Here is a 20,863-nt window from a genome sequence, read left to right as displayed (position 1 = left end):
TCTGGACGGGGCGGGTACGGCCGCCGCGGCGGCGGCCGTACCCGCCACCCGTCCGGACCACCACCGCCGACCGGCAGCGTCGCCGGCACGAACGCCCCACGTCACCCCAGCTTGCGAGGCCCCCATGACCACAGCCGGTACAGAGCCACCCGCCCCCGCCCGGGATCCCGGCGAAGAGATCTCCGTCGAGAACATCACCAAACGGTTCGGTGCGGTACAGGCGCTCAGCGGTGTCACGCTCACCTTCCCCCGGGGCCGGGTGACCGCCCTCATGGGGGAGAACGGCGCGGGCAAGTCGACCCTGCTGAAGATCCTCACCGGTGACCACCAGCCCACCGAGGGGAGCATCCTCTGGGACGGGCGTCCGCGGACCCTGTCGTCACCTCACGACGCCCACAAGGCCGGGATCCGCATCATCCCGCAGGAGCCGGAGATCATCCCGCACGTCTCGGTCGCCGAGAACGTGTACGCCGGGGCCCTGCCGCGCACCGCCCTGCGCCGCCTCGACCGGGCGGAGCTGGGCCGCCGCATCACGGCGGACCTGGCCCGGCTCGGCTTCGAGAAGGTCATCCACCCCGATCAGCTGGGGTCCGAACTCACCGCCGCACAGCGCCAGTTGGTGGAGATCCTGCGGGCGCTGACCGGTGAGGCCAAGGTCATAGCCTTCGACGAGCCCACCTCCTCCCTCTCCGAGAACGAGGTCGAAGCGCTCTTCGGCCTGATCGACCGGCTCCGGGACCAGGGCATCGCCGTCATCTACGTCTCCCACCGCATGAAGGAGATCTTCCGCCTCGCCGACCGCATCGCCGTCCTGCGCGACGGCGCGGTCGCCGGCGTCCTGGAAGCCCGCGACACCAATGAGGGGGAGGTCGTCCGCCTGATGGTGGGCCGTGACCTGTCCTCCCTGTTCGTGCGGCAGGACGTCGCCCGTGACGAGGTGGTCCTGCGGCTGGAGGGCGTCACCACGGACGACGTCAGCGGAATCGACCTCCACGTCCGTGCCGGAGAGGTGGTCGCCCTGGCCGGACTCATGGGGGCCGGACGCTCCGAGCTGGCCCTCGCGCTCGCCGGCGACCGGCCCATCCGGTCGGGTCGCGTTTCCGTGAACGGCAGCCCCCTGCGTCTGCGCAGCCCCAGGGACGCGATCCGCGCGAGCATCGGACTCGCCCCCGAGGAACGCAAGGCCCAGGCGCTGTTCCTCCACCGCTCCATCCGGGACAACACCTCCCTGGTGAGCCTGGACCGGCTGCGCCGCTGGCGGTTCGTCCAGAGCCGCCAGGAGAAGGCGGTGGCGCAGGACTTCTCCGACAGGCTCCGGGTACGCACCCCCTCGATCGAGCACGAAGTGCGCAAACTGTCGGGCGGCAACCAGCAGAAGGTCGTGCTCGCCCGCTGGCTGCTGCGCAAGCCCAAGGTCCTGATCCTGGACGAGCCGACGCGCGGGATCGACATCGGTGCCAAGGCCGAGATCTACCGCATCATCGCCGACCTCGCCCGGGAGGGGGTCGCCCTGCTGGTGATCTCCTCCGAACTACCCGAGGTCCTGGGCCTCGCCGACCGGATCGTCGTGATGCAGAACGGTCGCATCACCGGCGAACTGGGCCGGTCGGAGGCCACCGAGGAAGCCGTCCTGGGCCTCGCCATGGCAGACGACCTCGCCCCCGTCGCATCAGACCGACCGCACACCGACTCCGCCGATGGAGACGCTCGATGACCACCACCCAGACTCCGGCCACCACCGAGAACCTCCCCGCTCCGGCGCGGAAGACGGCGGGAGCCCTGCTCTCCTCGCTCGGCGGGCAGAACCTCAGCCTGATCGGCGCCCTCGTCCTCGTCCTGGCCCTGTTCGGGCTCCTGGACGACAACTACCTCAGCCTCGGCAACATCCAGGTCATCGGCGAGGCGGTGACGATCACCGGGCTGCTCGCCATCGTCCAGACGGTCGTGATCATCTGCGGTGGCCTCGACATATCCGTCGGCTCCCAGGCCGGCCTGGCCTCCGTGGTGAGCGCCATGGTCTTCACGTCCGGCGGATCCAACCCCTACCTCGGGATGGCCGCCGCGATCGGCATCGGCATCCTCGTAGGTGTGGTCAACGGCGTCGCCATCGTCTACGGCCGGGTCAACCCCACCATCGCGACGCTCGCGGGCCTGGCCGCCTACAAGGGCGTGGCCCAGCTCGTCTCCGACGGCCGCGCGCAGGGCTACGTCCTCAACGATCCGTTCTTCGTCTTCCTCGGCCGGGGGAAGATCGCCGGGGTGCCGGTGATGATCTGGATCCTGGTCGTCGTGGCGCTGGCGGTGCACGTCATGCTGAAGTACACGGACATCGGCCGCAACATCTACGCGATCGGCGGCAACGACACCGCGGCGCGCCTGGCGGGCATCAACATCAACAAGTACCTGGTGGCCGTCTACGCGCTCATCGGCGTGGTCGCGGCGGTCGCGGGCATCCTGCTGACCGCGCGGACCGGCTCGGGACAGCCCGTCTCGGGAAGTGAGGGCCTCGAACTCAAGGCCATCACGGCGGCGGCGCTGGGCGGCTGCGCGCTCAAGGGCGGCAAGGGCGGCATCGGCGGCACGCTGCTGGCCGTGGCGCTGCTCGGCGCCCTGGAGAACGGGCTGACCGTCCAGGGCATCAACACCTTCTGGCAGAACGTCGCCCAGGGCGCGCTCCTCGTCGCCGCCGTCGTCATCCAGCAGCGCCGCAGCGGCGAACGGGCCGTCGGCCTGCCCCACTGATACGGCGCGCACGACGGTGGTGCGGTCCGTATGACGAGGCCCGCCCCGGGAGGGGCGGACCTCGTCGGGCGCAACGGATTCTCCGGCCTGAAACGCGATCAATCACACGGCGGGCGGGGGAGATCGGGGATACGCCTCTCGGGACGCGCCGCCGTATTTCGTCACGAGATCGCGCGGACAAAAGAGCGGGGACGGTCACCAGGGCCGGCCGACCGGATAGGCGTCCCGGCAAATCCGCCCTTCGGTACGAAGGTTCGGCAAAGGGCCCGCGAACCCCTTGCCCACCCTTATTGGATGCCGTGTACAATTGATCTCTGTCTGGAATGCGCTAGAGATCATTGGGTGGGACTGTGACGGAGTCGGCACCGCTGGCGGCCCAGCGGCGAGAAGTGATCCTCGATACCGTGCGCCGCAAGGGAGCGGTGCGCGTGGCCGCGCTCGTGGAGCAGCTCGGGGTGTCCGACATGACCATCCGTCGCGACCTGGACGTGCTGGCCAGAGCCGGGGCGGTCGAGAAGGTGCACGGCGGGGCGGTGAGCACCTCCGGCACCACGGGCGACGAGCCCGGGTTCGAGACCAAGTCCACCCTCCAGTCCGCGGCCAAGGCCGCGGTCGCCGACGCGGCCGCCCAACTGGTGCAGCCCGGCAGTGTCGTGGCGATCTCCGGCGGGACGACGACGTACGCGGTGGCCCACCGGCTGCGCGACATCGCGGGCCTGACCGTGGTGACCAATTCCCTGCCCGTCGCGGAGCTGCTGCGGTCGTTCGGGACGGAGGACGCCTCCGCCGCCCCGACCCTGCTGGTCACGGGCGGGGCCCCGACCAAGTCCGCCTCCCTGGTCGGGCCGTTGGCGGATCAGGCGATCCGCTCCCTGCAAGTCGACCTCCTCATCGTCGGCGCGCACGGCGTTTCCGAGCGCGCCGGGGTGACCACTCCGAACCTCGCGGAGGCGGAGACCAACCGCACCCTGATCTCCGCCGCGACCCGGCTGGCCGTCGTGGCCGATCACAGCAAGTGGGGCGTCGTCGGGCTGAGCCGGTTCGCCGTCCTGTCCGAGATCGACTACTTCGTGTCCGACGACGGGCTCGGCGAGCAAGCACGCACCGTCCTCGGCGAGCAGGTCGGCCGGCTGATCCTGGCGGAGACCCAGGGGTCGTGAGAGACGGGCGGCGCCCCCATGGCCGGTGACACCGCCCGTCGGGGCTCGAAGCGGTAGCCGAAACGCAGTCGCCGGCTCCTGCCGGAACCCGGTGCGGCGGCGAGGTCGTCGCCGTCGGCGGCCGCGCGCACTCGTACCCGTAGCGCGAGAGGGCGAGCGGCATGGCCCCGCCTCTCGTCCGCCTTCGCCCGCATTTATCCGGCGCCATGCGCGCCGACGCCCCGAAAATGTTCAGAGCCAAAGCGGTATTTCTGCGCTCATGTGACGGGGTGTCGTAAGTATGACCACGCATCAGGCGGATGCCAAGCAATTGTGGCGGGCGAGAAGCCGTCTTTGAATTGATTACGCTGCACGCCTCTTGGGGCGTCGGGCAGCGGTGCAATGCATTCGCCGACACCTCTTGGCCGCATTTACGGCGTGGCGTTATGGTCCGCCGATACGATCCGCACGCGAGAACGCATGCCCGTGCCCCACTCCTTGGCTCCGCTCCCGGGGCGACGGCGCACGAGGCGCGGACCGACGCGACGGCGCGCGGGAGCGCCGGCCGGATGGCGTCGCCGGGGGCGCCGGTCGCGGATCCGACCGGAGCTACGCGTTGACTATAGTTGTTTTCTGTTTATTCTTGTCGGTGTATGGCCTGCCCTAGCCGCCGTACCGCACTCCGAGAGACGGGCCCGTTTCCGTGAAGAGAACCACGACGAAGCTCGCCGACGGCCGCGAGCTGATCTACTTCGACCTCGACGAGAGCGCCGAGCGCGACACGGTCGACCGGCGTGTGCCGGAGTCCGTCGACAGTCAGCCGGAGCTGCGCCTCGACCTGGCGACCGGCGACTGGGTCACGATCGCCTCGCACCGGCAGGGGCGCGTCCACCATCCGCCGACCGACGCCTGTCCCCTGTGCCCCTCCGGAGACGGACACCACAGCGAAGTACCGGCGGCGGACTACGAGGTGGCCGTGTTCGAGAACCGCTTCCCCTCACTGGCGGGGCGCCTCGGACGCTGCGAAGTCGTGTGCTTCACCCCGGAGCACGGCGCGAGCTTCGCCGATCTGCCCGAGGACCGCGCCCGCCTCGTACTCGACGCCTGGACGGACCGCACCGAGCGGCTGTCGGCCCTTCCCGGCATCGAGCAGGTGTACTGCTTCGAGAACCGGGGCGCGGAGATCGGCGTCACCCTCGCGCATCCGCACGGGCAGGTCTACGCCTTTTCCTTCGTTCCGCCGCGGACCGCCAAGATGCTCGCCGTCGCCGGCACACACCGTTCCGTCACCGGCGGAAACCTCTTCGAGGACCTGCTGGCCGAGGCCCGGGCCGCCACCTCGCGCGTGGTCCTGGCCGGGGAGCACTGGACGGCCTTCGTCCCCTACGCCGCCCGCTGGCCGTACGAGGTGCACCTCTACCCCCATCGCCGCGTCCCCGACCTCACCCACCTCACGGAGGCCGAACGCGCCGAGTTCCCCGGGATGTACCTGGAGCTGCTGCGCAGGTTCGACCGGCTGTTCCCCCAGAAAGGGGAAACCGCGCAAACGACCCCGACCCCCTACATCTCCGCCTGGCACCAGGCACCGAAGACCGGCGGGCAGGAACTGGCGCTGCACCTGGAGCTGTTCACGGTCCGCCGGTCGGCGGGCAAGCTCAAGTTCCTCGCCGGGGTCGAATCAGGCATGGACTCCTTCGTCAACGACGTGGCCCCGGAGGTCGCGGCCGCACGGCTGCGAGAGGTCGCGTCATGAGCCGATACCTCGTGACCGGAGGCGCCGGCTACATCGGCAGCGTGGTCGTGGCCCGCCTCCTCGAAGCCGGCCACCGCGTGACGGTGCTCGACGACCTGTCGACCGGCGTGCCCGGGGCCGTTCCGGCGGGCGCCGAGTTCGTCCGGGGCGGTCTCGGCCATGCCGCCGCCCTCCTGTCCGCCGAGTACGCCGCGGTCCTGCACTTCGCCGCCTCGTCGCAGGTGGCCGAGTCCGTACGCGACCCGGACAAGTACTGGCGCAACAACGTGACCGGTTCGATGGAGCTGATGGCCGCCATGCGGCACGCGGACGTGCGCACCTTGGTGTTCTCCTCCACCGCCGCGGTCTACGGCGAACCCGAACGGCTGCCGATCGCGGAGGACGCCCGGACCGCGCCCACCAGCCCCTACGGCGCGACCAAACTCGCCGTCGACCACCTGATCAGCGGCGAGGCCGCCGCCCACGGGCTGGCCGCCGTGTCCTTGCGGTACTTCAACGTCGCGGGCGCCCACGCGGGACACGGCGAGCGCCACGAACCCGAGTCGCACCTCATCCCGCTCGTCCTCCAAGTCGCCCTGGGGCGGCGCCCGCACATCGACGTCCACGGCGACGACTACCCCACGCGCGACGGCACCTGCGTACGCGACTACATCCACGTCGCCGACCTCGCCGAGGCCCACCTCCTGGCCCTGGAGGCGGCCCGTCCCGGCGAGCACCTGATCTGCAACCTGGGCAACGGCGAGGGCTTCACGGTCCGAGAGGTGATCGACTCCGTCCGACGGGTCACGGGCCGTACGATCCCGGAGATCGTCCGCCCCCGCCGTCCCGGCGACCCGGCGGTACTGGTCGCGTCCGCCGCCCGCGCGCGCGAGCGCCTCGGCTGGCGGGCCCGCCGCACCGGGCTGGACTCCATCGTGGCCGACGCCTGGGCCTTCGCACGCGAGGTGACCGTATGAAGGAGGCGTTCCGGCGCATCTACGGCGCCTACCCGGAGGGGGTCTGGGCAGCGCCCGGCCGGGTCAACCTGATCGGCGAGCACACCGACTACAACGACGGCTTCGCGCTGCCCATCGCCATCCCCCAGCGCACGCTGGTCGCGGCGCGGCGGCGACAGGACGGCCGGCTGCGGCTGCACAGCGCCCAGGGGGACGGCCCGGTCATCGACCTCCACGTCGGCCGGCTCATCCCCGGAGCCGTCACCACGTGGGGCGCCTACCCGGCGGGGGTCGTCTGGGCGCTGCGCGAGGCCGGGCACCGGCTCGGGGGCGCCGACCTCCACATCGACAGCTCGGTGCCCGCCGGCGCGGGCCTCTCGTCCTCCGCCGCGCTCGAATGCGCGGTCACCTTCGCCTACAACGACCTCTACGGGTTGGACCTGAGCGCACCCGCCCTCGCTCTGATCAGCCAGCGTGCGGAGAACGGCTTCGCCGGCGTGCCGTGCGGGGCCATGGACCAGCTGGCCTCCGCCTGCTGCACCGCCGGTGCGGCACTGCACCTGGACATCCGCGCCGGCGCCCACGAGCAGGTCCCGTTCGCCCCGGAGGCACAGGGGACGAGCCTGCTGGTCGTCGACACCCGTGTGAAGCACGACCTCGGGGACGGCGCCTACGCGGCCTTGCGGGCCGGGTGCGAGCGGGCCGCCCGTCTGCTCGGGCTGGCGGCACTGCGCGACCTCGCTCCCGCGGACCTGAACCGGGCCGCGAGAGCGCTCCCCGCCCACCTGGTGCCCCTGGTCCGCCACGTGGTGACGGAGAACGCGCGGGTCACCGAGGCCGTCTCGCACCTTCGGGCCGGCCGGCTCGCGGCGTTGGGGCCGGTCCTCACCGACGGCCACGCGTCGCTGCGCGACGACTTCCGGATCTCCTGTGCGGAGAGCGACCTCGTGGTGGACACGGCCCTGGCGCACGGGGCCCTCGGGGCGCGCATGACCGGCGGCGGTTTCGGCGGGTCCGTCATCGTGCTGGCGGAGGAGGGCGGGGTGGAGGTGCTCGGCGAAGCCGTCACCGCCGCGTTCCGTTCGGCCGGGTACCAGGCTCCTCACCTGTTCCCGGTCTCCCCGGCCGCCGGCGCCGGGCGCATCGTATGAGAACGCGGGGAAGCCGAACCCCGGCGACGTACACTGTTCGTTCGTGAGGAATGCCGTGTGACTTTGACGGCGCACGCGGACCGCGCGCGAGGGAACAGGGGACGAGATCGTGACCGAGTCAGCTCGCCTCGCGCCCCAGCGGAGGGCCCTCATCCTCGACATCGTGCGCCGCGACGGTGCCGTGCGGGTGGCCGAACTCGTGGAACAACTGGGCGTCTCCGACATGACCATCCGCCGTGACCTCGACGTGCTCGCCCGCACCGGTGCCCTGTCGAAGGTGCACGGGGGCGCCATCAGCGCCTCCGCCACCACGGGTGACGAACCACCCTTCGAAACGAAAGTCGCTCTGGAGTCGCGGGCCAAGTCGGCGGTGGCCGAGGCGGCCTCCGCCCTCGTGAAACCGGGCAGTGTCGTCGCCGTCTCCGGAGGGTCGACGTCCTACGCGGTGGCCGCCCGGCTGCGGTACGTCCCGGGGCTGACGGTGGTGACCAACTCCCTGCCGGTCGCCCAGCTGCTGCGGCCCACGGGGGCCGAGCCCGGTCCCGCGGGTCCCACGCTGCTCCTGACCGGCGGCACTCCCACCAAGTCGGCCTCTCTCGTCGGACCTCTCGCGGACCAGGCGATCCGCTCCCTCCAGGTGGACCTGCTCATCATCGGCGCGCACGGCGTGTCCGAACGCGCCGGCGCGACGACTCCGAACCTCGCGGAAGCACAGACCAACCGCGCGCTGATCGACTGCGCCACTCAGGTGGCCGTGGTCGCGGACCACACCAAATGGGGCGTCGTGGGTCTCAGCCGGTTCATCGCGCTCTCGGAGATCGACTACTTCGTCTCCGACGACGGCCTCGACCCCGAGGCGTGTTCCGTCCTCCAGGATTCGGTGGGGCAGCTGATCCTGGGCGCCACCCAGCCGTAAGCCGCGATCGTATGTGAGCGGGGACTTGCCATGACACGAATGTTTACGCAAACATGCGGGAGTGGCCCTGTCCCGGCGCGATCCGCGCACCCCTGCTCAGTCGAGGAGCACGCGCATGCCCCTTCTCCAGATCGAAGACGACGGATTCCGGCTCGACGGCGAGCCCTTCCGCATCCTCTCCGGCGGACTGCACTATTTCCGCGTCCATCCCGGCCTCTGGCGCGACCGGCTGCACAAGGCCCGTCTCATGGGGCTCAACACGGTGGAGACGTACGTTCCGTGGAATCTCCATCAGCCGCGGCCCGACGAGTTCCGCATGGACGGCGGCCTCGACCTGACCGGGTTCCTCGATCTCGCGGCCGCCGAGGGGCTGCACGTACTCCTGCGGCCCGGCCCCTACATCTGCGCCGAATGGGAGGGGGGCGGCCTGCCCTCATGGCTCCTGGCCGATCCCGCCATGCGGCTCCGCAGCCGCGACCCGAACTTCCTCGCCGCGGTCGACGACTACTTCGGCCGGCTCCTGCCCCCGCTGCGCGACCGGCTCGCCAGCCGGGGCGGGCCGGTGCTCGCCGTACAGGTGGAGAACGAGTACGGGGCGTACGGGGAGGACACCGCCTACCTGGAACACCTGGCCGGCTCCCTGCGCCGCCACGGCGTCGACGTCCCGCTCTTCACCTGTGACCAGCCGGCCGACCTGGAGCGCGGGGCGCTGGCGGGAGTGCTCGCCACCGCCAACTTCGGCAGCCGGCCGGCGGCACACCTCGCCACGCTGCGGACCGCCCGGCCGTCCGGGCCACTGCTCTGCGCGGAGTTCTGGATCGGCTGGTTCGACCGGTGGGGCGGCAACCACGTCGTCCGCGACGCGGAGCAGGCGTCCCAAGAGCTCGACGAGCTGCTCGCGACGGGGGCCTCCGTGAACTTCTACATGTTCCACGGCGGCACGAACTTCGGCTTCATGAACGGCGCCAACGACAAGCACACCTACCGGCCGACCGTCACCTCGTACGACTACGACGCCCCCCTCGACGAGGCGGGCGATCCGACCGAGAAGTTCGCCGCCTTCCGCCGGGTCATCGCCAAATACGCCCCGGTCCCCGCGGAGTTCCCGCCTCCACGCGCCGGGAAGTTCAGCCTGGAGGCGGTGGAGCTGACCGACGGCATCGGGCTGCTGGACGCCGCGCCGGCCCTCGGGGACGCCGTCGCCTCGCGCCGTCCGCTGACGATGGAGGAACTCGGACAGGACTATGGCTTCGTGCTGTACGAGGCGAACCTGCCGGAGGCCGGGCCCGCCCTGCTCGAACTGGAGCGGGTGCGCGACCGCGCACAGGTCTTCCTCGACGGCCAGCCCGTGGGGGTGCTGGAGCGGGAGGGCCACGAGCACTCCCTCACCTTCGCGGTCCCGCGGCCGGGTACCGTCCTGACCGTCCTCGTCGAGAACCAGGGGCGCGTGAACTACGGCCAGGGCATCCACGACCGCAAGGGGCTGCTCGGCCGCGTTCTGCTGAACGGGTCCCCGCTCGACGGATGGACCAGCCGTCCGCTGCCGCTCACCGCACTCCAGGACCTTCCGTTCGGCGCCCGGCCGGCCACGCCGACCGGACCGGCCTTCCACCGCGGCACCTTCGAGGCGGACCGGGCGGCCGACACCTTCCTCCACCTGGACGGCTGGACGAAGGGCAGTGCCTGGGTCAACGGCTTCGCCCTCGGCCGGTACTGGTCCCGTGGTCCCCAGCGCTCGCTGTACGTGCCCGGCCCGGTGCTGCGCAGGGGTGCGAACGAGGTCGTCGTACTCGAACTGCACGCACCCGGCCGGGACAGGAAGGTCTCCTTCCGCGATACGCCCGACCTCGGGCCGGTGGAGGACTGATCGCCCGGCGGCCGTCTGAGGCCGGCTCCCACGCCGTGCGTGCGCACGGCCGCACCGGTGCCGGGGCGAGGACGGGGCGGGTCAGACGGCCGACCGCCGCCACTTCTGGTTGGCGCCGCCGTTGCACGTCCACTGGACGAGGGGCGCGCCGTCCGTCCGGGACTGGTTGGTGACGTCGAGGCACTTTCCGCTGTGCTGGGCGACGAGCCGCATGCCGCCGGCGTCGGCCCGGGCCGTCTTCCACTTCTGTCCGGGGGCGTCGCCGCAGGTGGTCTGGACGACGGCGGCGCCGTCATCGGGGGACGCGTCCCGCACCGCGAGACACTTCCCGCTGTGCCGGAGCATGATCCGCACCGTGCCGGCTCCCGCGCCCTGGAACCACACCTGCTGGTTGACGCTGCCGGCCGCGCAGGCCCACTGGATCAGCGGGGCGCCTTCGGCCACCGACCAGTCGGCGGCGTCGGCGCACTTGCCGCTGTGTGCGGCGGTCAGGGTGTTCCAGTGCCCGGTGCCCCGCACGGTGCCGGCTTCCGTGGAGATGATGATCTGGGGGTGGTAGTCCATGGACAGGGTGGTCCGAGTCGGGAACTCCAACGGGAGCCAGATGTACTGCGAATCGTTGACCGTGCCGCCCATCGAGTTGCCCCAGCGGTCGCCCATGTACAGGTGGGTGGTAGTACCGGAGGCGCCCTCGACGGGCAGTACGAAGGCCGTCTGGGAACCGTAGGTCCTGCCGTCCCCCAGGTCCCGCAGCGAGCTCCAGGTGCCGGTGAGGCTGTCCGCCGTTCCGTACTTCTGCTGGTTGGGGGACCAGCCGGTGGCGCCGGACGTCACCAGGAAGTAGACGCCGTCCCGCTTGAACAGGGCCGGCGCCTCGCGCGACTGGCCGGGCCACAGCTTCTGTACCTGGGTCTCGACGCCGGTGTAGTCCGCGGTGAGCCGGTAGACGTGGAGGTCGGCGTTCTCGTTGGCGGCCGAGATCATGTAGCCGGTTCCGTCGGTGTCCACGAAGGTGGTGATGTCCCGGGACATGTGCCCCAGCGGCCGGAAGCTCCCGCGCCAGGAGTAGTTCCCGTCGACCGTGGAGGAGACGGCGACCGCGGCCCGGGCCTCGCCGTAGTCGGTGGCGCTGCCCTCCTTGTGCATCCACATGACGAACTGTCCGGTGGCCCGGTTGTACATCACCTTGGGCCGCTCGATGTTGGCGGTGCTCAGCTCGGGGTCGGTGGCCTGTGAGAGGACGTGGCCGCGGAACTCCCACGTACGGAGGTCGGTGGAGCGATGGGCGGAGACGTACCGGAAGCTGTTGTCGGGATTGCGGTCCTCTCCGAACCAGTAGTAGTACCCGTCCACCTTGATGACCCCTCCGCCATGGGCGTGAACGGGCCGGCCGGCGGGATCGGTGAACTGGGTCGCGTTGGTGACGGTGACGGGGGCGGGTGAGGCCGCGGCGGTGCCGAGACCGCCGAGGAGGCTCGCGAGCAGGGCCGACACGATGGCGAACAGGGCTGCCAGGTGTGGGGGGTGACGTCGCATGGGTACCTCTTGCTGGTGGGGTGAGAGAGGCAGGGGAGGGCGAGGTGCGCCCAGGGGTCCGGCACGCGGTCATGCGGGGCCCGGATGACGCCGGTGTTCCGCCTCTGTAATGTTTACGTAAACACTCAGTGGCTGGCTGTGAGTCTGAGAGCCGCGCAGGGGCGTGTCAAGCATTCGGACGTGAATCGTCGCCACCGGCCCGGGGCCGAGCGCGGCATCAACCGGCCGACGGCGGACCGTCGCCGTCGGCGGACCGGTTTCCGGCCGGCGACAGCAAGTCGCTTGACCATCCCGGGTACTTGACGCTCCCAGGCAGGAGTGCCACGATCGCGCTACCGATGATTACGTAAACATTTCTCATCAGGTCCTGCCCCCATGAGGCCGATTCCGGCCCGGAGGCCGTCGCTTCCCTCCGTCGCGGACCTGTAGGTCACTGACTCAAGGACCCACCATGACGCTCCTGCCGTCACCGGCAAAAGCAGTCTCCCCGCCCCGCTCCCGTTCACGCGCCCGTAGGAACGCCCTTGCCGGCTGGGGGTTCGCCGGACCGTTCGCCGTGGTGTTCGCCCTCGTCTTCCTGGCTCCCATCGGGTACGCGTTCTACCTCAGCCTGATGCGCGACCGGCTGATCGGCGGCACCTCCTTCGTCGGCGCGGACAACTATCTCCAGGCGCTGACCGATGCGCGGTTCTGGGAGGGGTCGGCCCGGGTCGGGCTGTTCCTGCTCGTCCAGGTGCCGGTCATGCTGGGGATCGCGTTGCTCGTCGCGCTCGCCATCGACAGCGGCCGGCTGTACGGCAAGGCCTTCTTCAGGGTGGCCGTCTTCCTGCCCTACGCCGTACCGGCCGTGGTGGCCAGCCTGATGTGGGGGTTCATCTACGGCACCAGGTTCGGCCTGGTGGGCAACCTGGACGAGGCGTTCGGCCTGGCCCTGCCGGATCCGCTCTCCCCCTCTCTGGTGCTCGCCTCCATAGGCAACGTCGTGACCTGGGAGTTCGTCGGCTACAACACCTTGATCTTCTATGCCGCCCTGAAGGTGGTTCCGCGCTCCCTCTACGAAGCGGCCGCCATCGACGGCGCCGGGGAGTGGCGCATCGTCACCGCGATCAAACTGCCGGCCATCCGCAGCGCGGTGGTCATCGCGACGATCTTCTCGATCATCGGCAGCTTCCAGCTGTTCAACGAGCCGGACATCATGCGGAACCTCGCGCCCAACGCGATCACGACCGACTACACCCCGAACCTCTACACGTACTCGCTGGCCTTCTCCGGGCAGCAGCACAACTACGCGGCGACCATCGCCCTCGTGATGGGCGCATTCACCGCCGTCATCGCCTACGCGGTCCAGCTCCGCGGCATGCGGAAGGGCTGAGCACATGATCACGGACCCCACCGGCGCCCCCACCGGCGCCCCCTCCGACACGAGGGAGCGCACCGTCCGCTCCGGCGCCGGCTCGACCAGCGCCGCCGCCGGATCACGCAGGACCCCGGCCGCCGAACCGCCCCGAGCTTCGGCGCCGCGGCGACGCCGACGGCCCCACACCCCGCTCGACCCCAGGCCCAGCGTCCCGCTGACCCTGCTGACCGGGCTGGTCCTCCTCTACACCCTCCTGCCTCTCGTGTGGCTGGTCATCAACGCGACCAAGAACCAGGAGGACCTCCTCGGCTCCTTCGGTCTGTGGCTCGGCAAGGACTTCCGGCTCTGGGACAACATCTCCCGCACGCTGACCTACGACGACGGCGCCTTCGTCCGCTGGACGCTGAACACCCTGCTGTACGTCGCCGCCGGCGCGGGCGGTGCGACGCTGCTGGCGGTCCTCGGCGGATACGCGCTGGCCGTGTACGAGTTCCCGGGCCGCCGAGCCGTGTTCGCCGTCGTCATCGGGGCGGTGGCCGTCCCCGGCACGGCCCTCGCCGTGCCCACCTTCCTGATGTTCAGCGGCATGGGCCTGGCCAACACCCCTTGGGCAGTGATCATCCCCTCCCTCGTCTCGCCCTTCGGGCTCTACCTGATGTGGGTGTTCACCGCCGAAGCGGTACCCGCCGAACTGCTCGAAGCCGCCCGCATCGACGGCGCCGGCGAGCTGCGCGTCTTCTTCCGGATCGCCCTGCCGCTGCTGATGCCGGGAACCGTGACGGTGCTGCTCTTCTCCATGGTCGCCACCTGGAACAACTACTTCCTGCCGCTGATCATGATCAAGGATCCGGACTGGTACCCGCTCACCCTCGGTCTCAACGCGTGGAGCGCCCAGGCCAGGACCGCGGGCGGCGAGCCCGTCTTCGACCTCATCATCACCGGATCCCTGCTCACCATCGCGCCGGTCGTCCTTCTCTTCGTCCTGCTCCAGCGCTACTGGCAGTCAGGTCTGGCCGCCGGCAGCGTCAAGGAGTGAGTGACCCGCCCGGCTTCGCGCCTCGTCCCGGCCCACCTCGTCCGCACACCGAATCAGGAGCACCACCGATGAGAACGAACAGCCGCCGCCGGATCTTCGCCGCCGTCGCCGCGACGTGCGCCCTGACCCTCGGCGCCACCGCCTGCGGTTCGCCGGACCCGGGGACCGACGGAGCCGCGAAGGACGTGGCGTCAGCACTCGAAGCCGGAGGCAAGGTGACGGTGTGGGCGTGGGAGCCCACGCTGAAGAAGGTCGCCGCCGACTTCGAGAAGAAGTATCCGAAGGTGGACGTCGAGCTCGTCAACGCGGGCACGGGCGACAAGCAGTACACCGCGCTGCAGAACGCCATCGCCGCCGGCTCGGGAGCGCCTGACGTGGCCCAGGTCGAGTACTACGCGGTCGGCCAGTTCGCCATCGGCAAGTCCTTGGAGGAGCTCTCCCCCTACGGCGCGGCAGCCCACGACCGGGCCTTCACCACCGGTCCCTGGAGCGCGGTCAAGTACGGCAAGGGGATCTACGCCCTCCCCATGGACTCCGGACCCATGGCGCTGTTCTACAACAAGAAGGTCTTCGACCAGCACGGGGTTGCCGTCCCCACCACCTGGGACGAGTACGTCGAAGCGGCGCGCGCCCTGCACAAGGCGGACCCGAAGCTCTTCATCACGAACGACACCGGGGACGCCGGCGCCACGACCAGCCTGATCTGGCAGGCGGGCGGACGCCCCTACACGGTGGAGGGCACCGAGATCGGCATCGACTTCGGTGACGCCGGTACGGCGCAGTACACGAGCACCTGGCAGAAGCTCATCGACGAACGTCTGCTCGCGCCGGTCACCTCCTGGAGCGACGAGTGGTACAAGGGACTGTCGGACGGCAGCATCGCGACCCTGTCCACAGGCGCCTGGATGCCCGCCAACTTCGTCTCGGGCGCACCCGCGGCGGCGGGGGACTGGCGCGTGGCACCCCTCCCCCAGTGGACCAAGGGCGCCAAGGCGGGTGCGGAGAACGGCGGCAGCTCCCTCGCCGTGCCGAAGGCGTCGAAGAACAAGGCGCTGGCCTACGCCTTCATCGAGTACGCGACCACGGGAGCCGGGGCCACGGCCCGCGTCTCCGGGGGCGCCTTCCCCGCCACGCGGGCCGACCTGGAATCGCAGGCCTTCCTGGACACCCCGTTCCCCTACTTCGGGGGGCAGCAGGCCAACCGGATCCTGGCCGACGCGGCCCGTGACGTCGCGGCGGGCTGGTCGTACCTGCCCTACCAGGTGTACGCGAACTCCGTCTTCAACGACACCGTGGGCAAGGCGTACGTCTCCTCGACGACCCTCGCGCGGGGGCTGGAGGCCTGGCGGGCCACAAGTGCCGAGTACGGCACCGATCAAGGGTTCACCGTCGCCAAGTAGCCAGGGCCGCATGGCGCCGCATGATGTTCGGGTGTGTTGATTTAGTTCCATTCATGATGGATCGCAGGCAGGATACTCAACATGAACCACCATGCCGCGCAGGGCCGTCATTCCTCCATGACCTACCGCCGGACCGGACACAGTGGTGTCCGGTTGCCCGCCGTGTCGCTGGGCCTGTGGCACAACTTCGGCGACACCGTGCCGTTGGAGGCGCAGCGGGCGGTGCTGCGCCGGGCCTTCGACCGGGGTGTCACGCACTTCGACCTGGCGAACAACTACGGCCCGCCGTACGGGAGCGCGGAGCGCAACTTCGGCCACCTGTTCGCCCGGGACTTCCGGCCGTACCGGGATGAGCTGTTCATCGCGTCCAAGGCGGGCTACGACATGTGGCCCGGTCCGTACGGGAGCGGCGGCGGCCGTAAGCACCTGCTGGCGAGCCTGGACCAGTCGCTGCGGCGGATGGGCCTGGCGTACGTGGACGTGTTCTATTCGCACCGCCACGATCCCGAGACCCCGATCGAGGAGACCATGGGGGCGCTGAACACGGCGGTGCGCTCCGGCAGGGCGCTGTACGCCGGCATCTCCAACTACCCGGCCGAGCGGCACCGCGAGGCGGTGACGATCCTGCGGGAGCTGGGCACACCGGTATTGCTGAACCAGGCCCGCTACTCGATCCTCGACCGAACTCCGCAGGACGGTCTGCTGGACGCGGTGGGCGACACCCGGACCAGCCTGATCGCCTACTCACCGCTCGCGCAGGGCCTGCTGACGGACCGCTACCTCTCCGGCGAGGTGCCCGCCGGGTCGCGGATGTCGGTCGGACACTTCCTCAAGCACGAGGCGCTGACCGGCGCCAAGCTGGAGCGGCTGCGGGCCCTGGCCGAGCTGGCCGGGCGGCGCGGACAGAGCCTGGCGCAACTGGCGATCTCCTGGGTGCTGCGCGACCCCCGGGTGGTATCGGTGATCATCGGCGCGAGCAGTGTGAGCCAACTGGACCAGAACCTCGACGCGCTGCTCGGGGAGCCGCTGTCGCAGGAGGAGCTGGTGGAGATCGACGTGCTGAGCCGCTGACCGTGTCTGCGGCCGTCTCCGGATCGCTCACCGCCTCGGCCGGGACGGAACGAACGGCAAGAGGCACGTGCCCGTGCCATGCGATGTCCTGTCGACCGAAGGAGCAGCACCGTGATGTCCGACCCCACCCCCCACCCGTCGGCGGCGGGCGGCCAGCCCGAGGTGTCCCGCCGTGGCGTTCTGAGAGCGGCCGCCGCTCTCGGGGCGTTGTTCGCGATGTCCTCGCTGCCCGAGTTCGATCCGGCCGCGGCAGCGGTGACGCGGCCGGGCACGCCGTCCCTGGTGCCGGAGGACGAGGCCGTCACGCTCTGGTACCGCTCGCCGGGCCGGGAGGACGTGATCATGGAGGAGGGCCTGCCCGTGGGCAACGGGCGGCTCGGCGCGCTGGTGTCCGGCGACCCGGCCCGGGACGCGCTCGTCCTCGCGGACGCGACGCTGTGGACGGGCCACGCCAACGCCGCGCTCCAGTCCGACGGGCAGTTCCCCTACGGCACGGACGACTTCGGCGCCTTCGGCATGCTGGCCAAGGCGTACCTGGAGGTCCCGGCCCACACCGGCTCGGCGATCAGCGGCTACCGCCGCTCCCTCGACCTGAGCAACGGCCTGGTCACCGTCTCGTACCGGCTGGGCGGCGTGACGTACCGGCGCGAGGTGTTCTCCAGCCACCCGGACGACGTCATCGTCGTGCGCCTGTCACAGAGCGGCGGCGGCTCCTGCACGGGGTCGCTGACCCTCGCCGGCACGCGGGACGAGACGGTGACGGCCGACGCCGGCGCGGCGGAGGCGTGGTTCGCGGCGGCGCTGCCCAACACGCTGAGGTACGCGGCCCTGGTCAAGGCGGTCGGTACGGGCGGCAGCGTCTCGGCGGCGGGCGCGAAGGTGACGTTCGAGGGCTGCACCGAGGTCGTGCTGGTCCTGTCCGGCGGCACCAACTACAAGGCCGACGCCTCCGTCGCGTACAAGGACACCGCCCTGGCGCCGCTGGCCGTGGCCCGCGGCAAGGCGACGGCCGCGGCGGCGGCGACCGGCACGGCGCTGCTGGCGACGCACGTCGCGGACTACCACCGGTTGCGGCAGCGGATGTCGGTGGACCTGGGAGCCTCGACCGCCGCGCAGCGGATGCTGGACACCCCCGCACGCCTGGCGGCGCGTGCCGCGGCCGGTTCCGCGCCCGACCCGGAGCTGGAGGCCTCCTATCTGGAGTTCGGCCGCTATCTGACGATCACCGGGTCCCGTGGCAGCCTCCCGGCCAATCTGCAGGGGCTGTGGATCGACACCAACACTCCCGACTGGATGAGCGACTACCACACCGACATCAACGTCCAGATGAACTACTGGCTGCCCGACCGGGCGGGCCTGCCCGAGTGCTTCGACGCGTTCACCGACTACTGCGTCGCACAGCTCCCCGGCTGGCGGGCCAGGACGAGGAACCTCTTCCAGGACTCCCGCAACCGCTTCCGCAACACCTCGGGCAGCGTGGCGGGCTGGACCCTGGCGATATCCGCCAACGTCTGGGGCGGCAACGGCTGGTGGTGGCACCCGGCCGGCAACGCGTGGATAGGCAACTGCCTGTACCAGCACTACGAGTACACCCAGGACACCGCCCACCTCGCCAAGATCTACCCGCTGCTCAAGGGCGCCTGCCGGTTCTGGCAGGTACGGCTGATCACGACGACCGTGACCGACCCCGCGACCGGCGCCGCCCGGCAGGTCCTGATCGACGACCACGACTGGTCCCCGGAACACGGTCCCGAGGATGCCCGCGGCATCACCTATGCCCAGGAATTGGTCTGGCAGTTGTTCGAGAACTACCGGGCCGCCGCGGCGAAGCTCGGCAAGGACGCCTCCTACGCCTCCACGATCGCCGGCCTTCAGAGCAGGCTGTACCTGCCCGGGGTCAGCGCGACCAGCGGCCGGCTGGCGGAGTGGATGACCGGGGACAACCTCGGCGAGACCAACCACCGCCACCTCTCGGCCCTCATGGGCCTGTTCCCCGGCGACCGCATCAGCCTCCAGGACTCCCCCTCGGACCTCGTCGCCGGCGCCACCAAGCTCCTCGAAGCACGCGGCACGGAAGGCTTCGGCTGGGCCACGGCATGGCGTGCCGTCTGCTGGGCCCACCTCCAGCACGCCGACAAGGCGTACCAGTGCGTCTTGAACGTGCTCAGGCCCTCCATCGGCTACAGCAACGGCTCCGCCGTCAACCTGTTCGACATGTACAGCCGCGGGGACAGGTCGGTCTTCCAGATCGACGCCAACTACGGCACGCCCGTGGCGATGCTCGACATGCTGGTCCAGTCCCGCCCCGGACGCGTCGAGCTGCTGCCCGCCCTGCCCGATGCGTGGGCCGCTTCCGGCTCGGTCACCGGCATCGGCGTACGGGGCGGTCTCACCGTCGACCTCGCCTGGTCGTCCGGACAGGTCACGAACGCCACGCTCCGCGGAGCGGCCGGACGGTCGGCCACCGTCGTCTTCGGCGCCTGGAGCACGACCGTCGCCATCCCCTCCAGCGGATCCGTCACCCTCACACCTCCCGCCCGGCACACCGTGTTCCAGCTGGTCAACCGCCACAGCGGAAAGGCCGTCGACGTCCCCGGCGCCTCCACCGGCCCCGGCACCGAGCTCATCCAGTACACCCCGAGCGGAGCGATCAACCAGCGGTTCCGCTTCATCCCCGTGGGAAGCGGCCTCCACGAGATCCGCACCACCCACGGGCTGTCCTGGGACATCAGCGGCGGGGGCACCGCCGACGGCACGAAACTCGTCCAGTGGACCCCGGCCTACGCCGACAACCAGCACTGGAAGGTGACCGACACCGGCGACGGCCACGTCATCCTCACCTGCGCCCGCAGTGGCAAGGTGCTCGGCATCACCGACCGCTCCGCCTCGGACGGCGCCACGCTGGAACAACAGACCCCCGACGGCAGCGCCCAGCAACAATGGCGCCGCGTCAGCGGATGAGCCGGGCCCCACGGGGGCGGTCGTTTTTGTCCGTCGGTGACAGAACTGAACTCGCGTGCGGTGCGGGGCCGTATGCAGGACGCGGGGGTCCGCGTCCATCTGATCGAGGAGTGCCCATGTCCAGAAAACGGACGATGAGTCTCAAGAAGAAGCTCGTGCTCTCTGTCGTCACGGGAACGCTCGTGACCGGAGGGGTCGCCGCCACGATGGCGACCGGCAACGCGGCGGTCCCGGACGTGGTGTGTCCCGGATCGACGGTCACGTTGTCGGGTGAGGCGGGGCCGCCCGCGGCGACCAGCGGGACCTTCCCGGTGGGCACGAAGCTGAAGGTGACCAACCTCGACAACGCCCGCTCGACGACGGTCACCGTCAACGGCCCCTCGGGCAGCTGCGCGCTCCTCAACAACGCCGCCTTCGAGAAGGTGCGGGAGCCCGGAAAGAACCTGATCCGGCGCGCCCGCATCGAACGCGTGGGCGGTGGCAATGCCGCACCGGCCCGTCCGGGCGCGCCTGCCGGGACGGGCGCGGGAGCGCCCGCGGGGACGCCTGCGGGGACGCCCGTACAAGTGCCGCCGACCACCGGCGCGGTCGTGTGCCCCGGCTCCACGGTCACGTTGTCCGGTGAGGCGGGCCCGCCCGCGGCGACCAGCGGGACGTTCCCCGTCGGCACGAAGCTGAAGGTCACGAACCTCGACAACGGCCAGGCGACCACGGTCACCGTCAACGGCCCCTCGGGCAGCTGCGCCCTCCTCAACAACGCCGCCTTCGACAAGGTGCGGGAGCCCGGAAAGAACCTGATCCGGCGCGCCCGCATCGAACGCGTGGGCTGAGCGACCGGAGCCGGTTCAGGGTCAGCGGAGCCGCGGCGGGGAGGACGCCCGTCCCCGCCGTGGCTCCGGGTGGACACGAGTGGGCAGTGCTGGACAGTCGCCGGCCCGGTGGGGCCTGGAGAGTGGACACCGGACGGCGCGAGTGTGGATGCCGTGGACGCCGCGTCCG

Annotated in this window: 15 protein-coding genes; 14 read left to right on the top strand and 1 reads right to left on the bottom strand. The window is 70.7% G+C overall.

The features are described 5' to 3' along the window. Nucleotides 1-124 precede the first annotated feature (124 nt). The 8 genes from EES41_RS38805 (at nt 125) to EES41_RS38770 (ending at nt 10,503) form a co-directional block, all read left to right on the top strand. Nucleotides 125-1,714 carry a sugar ABC transporter ATP-binding protein gene (locus EES41_RS38805; protein WP_123083225.1) on the top strand — a complete coding sequence of 530 codons (1,590 nt, stop codon included), beginning with the start codon at nt 125-127 and terminating at the stop codon, nt 1,712-1,714. Next, nucleotides 1,711-2,742, top strand: coding sequence for an ABC transporter permease (locus EES41_RS38800; protein ID WP_164496201.1), 1,032 nt, complete (start codon nt 1,711-1,713; stop codon nt 2,740-2,742). The genes EES41_RS38805 and EES41_RS38800 overlap by 4 nt, the downstream gene beginning before the upstream one ends. A 350-nt stretch (nt 2,743-3,092) precedes the next feature. Continuing rightward, on the top strand, nt 3,093-3,902 hold the full coding sequence (locus tag EES41_RS38795) for a DeoR/GlpR family DNA-binding transcription regulator (RefSeq protein ID WP_123083224.1): 810 nt from the start codon (nt 3,093-3,095) through the stop codon (nt 3,900-3,902). Nucleotides 3,903-4,584: 682 nt separating this feature from the next. Further along, nucleotides 4,585-5,634 carry a galactose-1-phosphate uridylyltransferase gene (galT, locus tag EES41_RS38790; RefSeq protein ID WP_123083223.1) on the top strand — a complete coding sequence of 350 codons (1,050 nt, stop codon included), beginning with the start codon at nt 4,585-4,587 and terminating at the stop codon, nt 5,632-5,634. Next, on the top strand, nt 5,631-6,590 hold the full coding sequence (galE, locus tag EES41_RS38785) for a UDP-glucose 4-epimerase GalE (RefSeq protein WP_123083222.1): 960 nt from the start codon (nt 5,631-5,633) through the stop codon (nt 6,588-6,590). Before galT ends, galE begins: the two co-directional genes overlap by 4 nt. Further along, the gene (gene galK / locus EES41_RS38780; RefSeq protein WP_254211885.1) at nt 6,587-7,720 is read left to right on the top strand and encodes a galactokinase; all 1,134 of its coding nucleotides are present in this window, start codon (nt 6,587-6,589) and stop codon (nt 7,718-7,720) included. Before galE ends, galK begins: the two co-directional genes overlap by 4 nt. Before the next feature lie 109 nt (nt 7,721-7,829). After that, a complete protein-coding gene (locus EES41_RS38775) occupies nt 7,830-8,636 on the top strand; it encodes a DeoR/GlpR family DNA-binding transcription regulator (RefSeq protein WP_123083221.1) in 807 nt (268 codons plus the stop codon). Nucleotides 8,637-8,751: 115 nt separating this feature from the next. After that, the gene (locus EES41_RS38770) at nt 8,752-10,503 is read left to right on the top strand and encodes a beta-galactosidase family protein (protein WP_123083220.1); all 1,752 of its coding nucleotides are present in this window, start codon (nt 8,752-8,754) and stop codon (nt 10,501-10,503) included. Between the two features lie 81 nt (nt 10,504-10,584). Here EES41_RS38770 and EES41_RS38765 read toward each other — a convergent pair whose 3' ends face one another. Next, entirely contained in the window at nt 10,585-12,039 is a 1,455-nt protein-coding gene (locus EES41_RS38765; protein WP_123083219.1) for an RICIN domain-containing protein, read from the bottom strand. 451 nt (nt 12,040-12,490) lie between these two features. Here EES41_RS38765 and EES41_RS38760 point away from each other — a divergent pair, with 451 nt between their 5' ends. The 6 genes from EES41_RS38760 (at nt 12,491) to EES41_RS38735 (ending at nt 20,694) form a co-directional block, all read left to right on the top strand. Further along, nucleotides 12,491-13,411 carry a carbohydrate ABC transporter permease gene (locus EES41_RS38760; RefSeq protein WP_123083218.1) on the top strand — a complete coding sequence of 307 codons (921 nt, stop codon included), beginning with the start codon at nt 12,491-12,493 and terminating at the stop codon, nt 13,409-13,411. Nucleotides 13,412-13,415: 4 nt separating this feature from the next. Further along, entirely contained in the window at nt 13,416-14,432 is a 1,017-nt protein-coding gene (locus EES41_RS38755) for a carbohydrate ABC transporter permease (protein WP_123083217.1), read from the top strand. A 68-nt stretch (nt 14,433-14,500) separates the two neighbouring features. Beyond that, nucleotides 14,501-15,832 carry a sugar ABC transporter substrate-binding protein gene (locus EES41_RS38750; RefSeq protein WP_123083216.1) on the top strand — a complete coding sequence of 444 codons (1,332 nt, stop codon included), beginning with the start codon at nt 14,501-14,503 and terminating at the stop codon, nt 15,830-15,832. A gap of 81 nt (nt 15,833-15,913) precedes the next feature. After that, entirely contained in the window at nt 15,914-16,903 is a 990-nt protein-coding gene (locus tag EES41_RS38745) for an aldo/keto reductase (protein WP_123083215.1), read from the top strand. Nucleotides 16,904-17,017: 114 nt separating this feature from the next. Beyond that, nucleotides 17,018-19,864: a glycoside hydrolase N-terminal domain-containing protein gene (locus tag EES41_RS38740; RefSeq protein ID WP_123083214.1), complete on the top strand. Its 2,847-nt coding sequence runs from the start codon at nt 17,018-17,020 to the stop codon at nt 19,862-19,864. Nucleotides 19,865-19,998: 134 nt separating this feature from the next. Next, nucleotides 19,999-20,694 carry a septal ring lytic transglycosylase RlpA family protein gene (locus EES41_RS38735; RefSeq protein WP_254211883.1) on the top strand — a complete coding sequence of 232 codons (696 nt, stop codon included), beginning with the start codon at nt 19,999-20,001 and terminating at the stop codon, nt 20,692-20,694. Nucleotides 20,695-20,863 lie beyond the last annotated feature (169 nt).

The organism is Streptomyces sp. ADI95-16, from assembly GCF_003721495.1.
GTDB lineage: Bacteria > Actinomycetota > Actinomycetes > Streptomycetales > Streptomycetaceae > Streptomyces > Streptomyces goshikiensis.
Note: the sequence above shows the minus strand (reverse complement) of the source record. Positions and strands in the feature narration are given on the sequence as shown.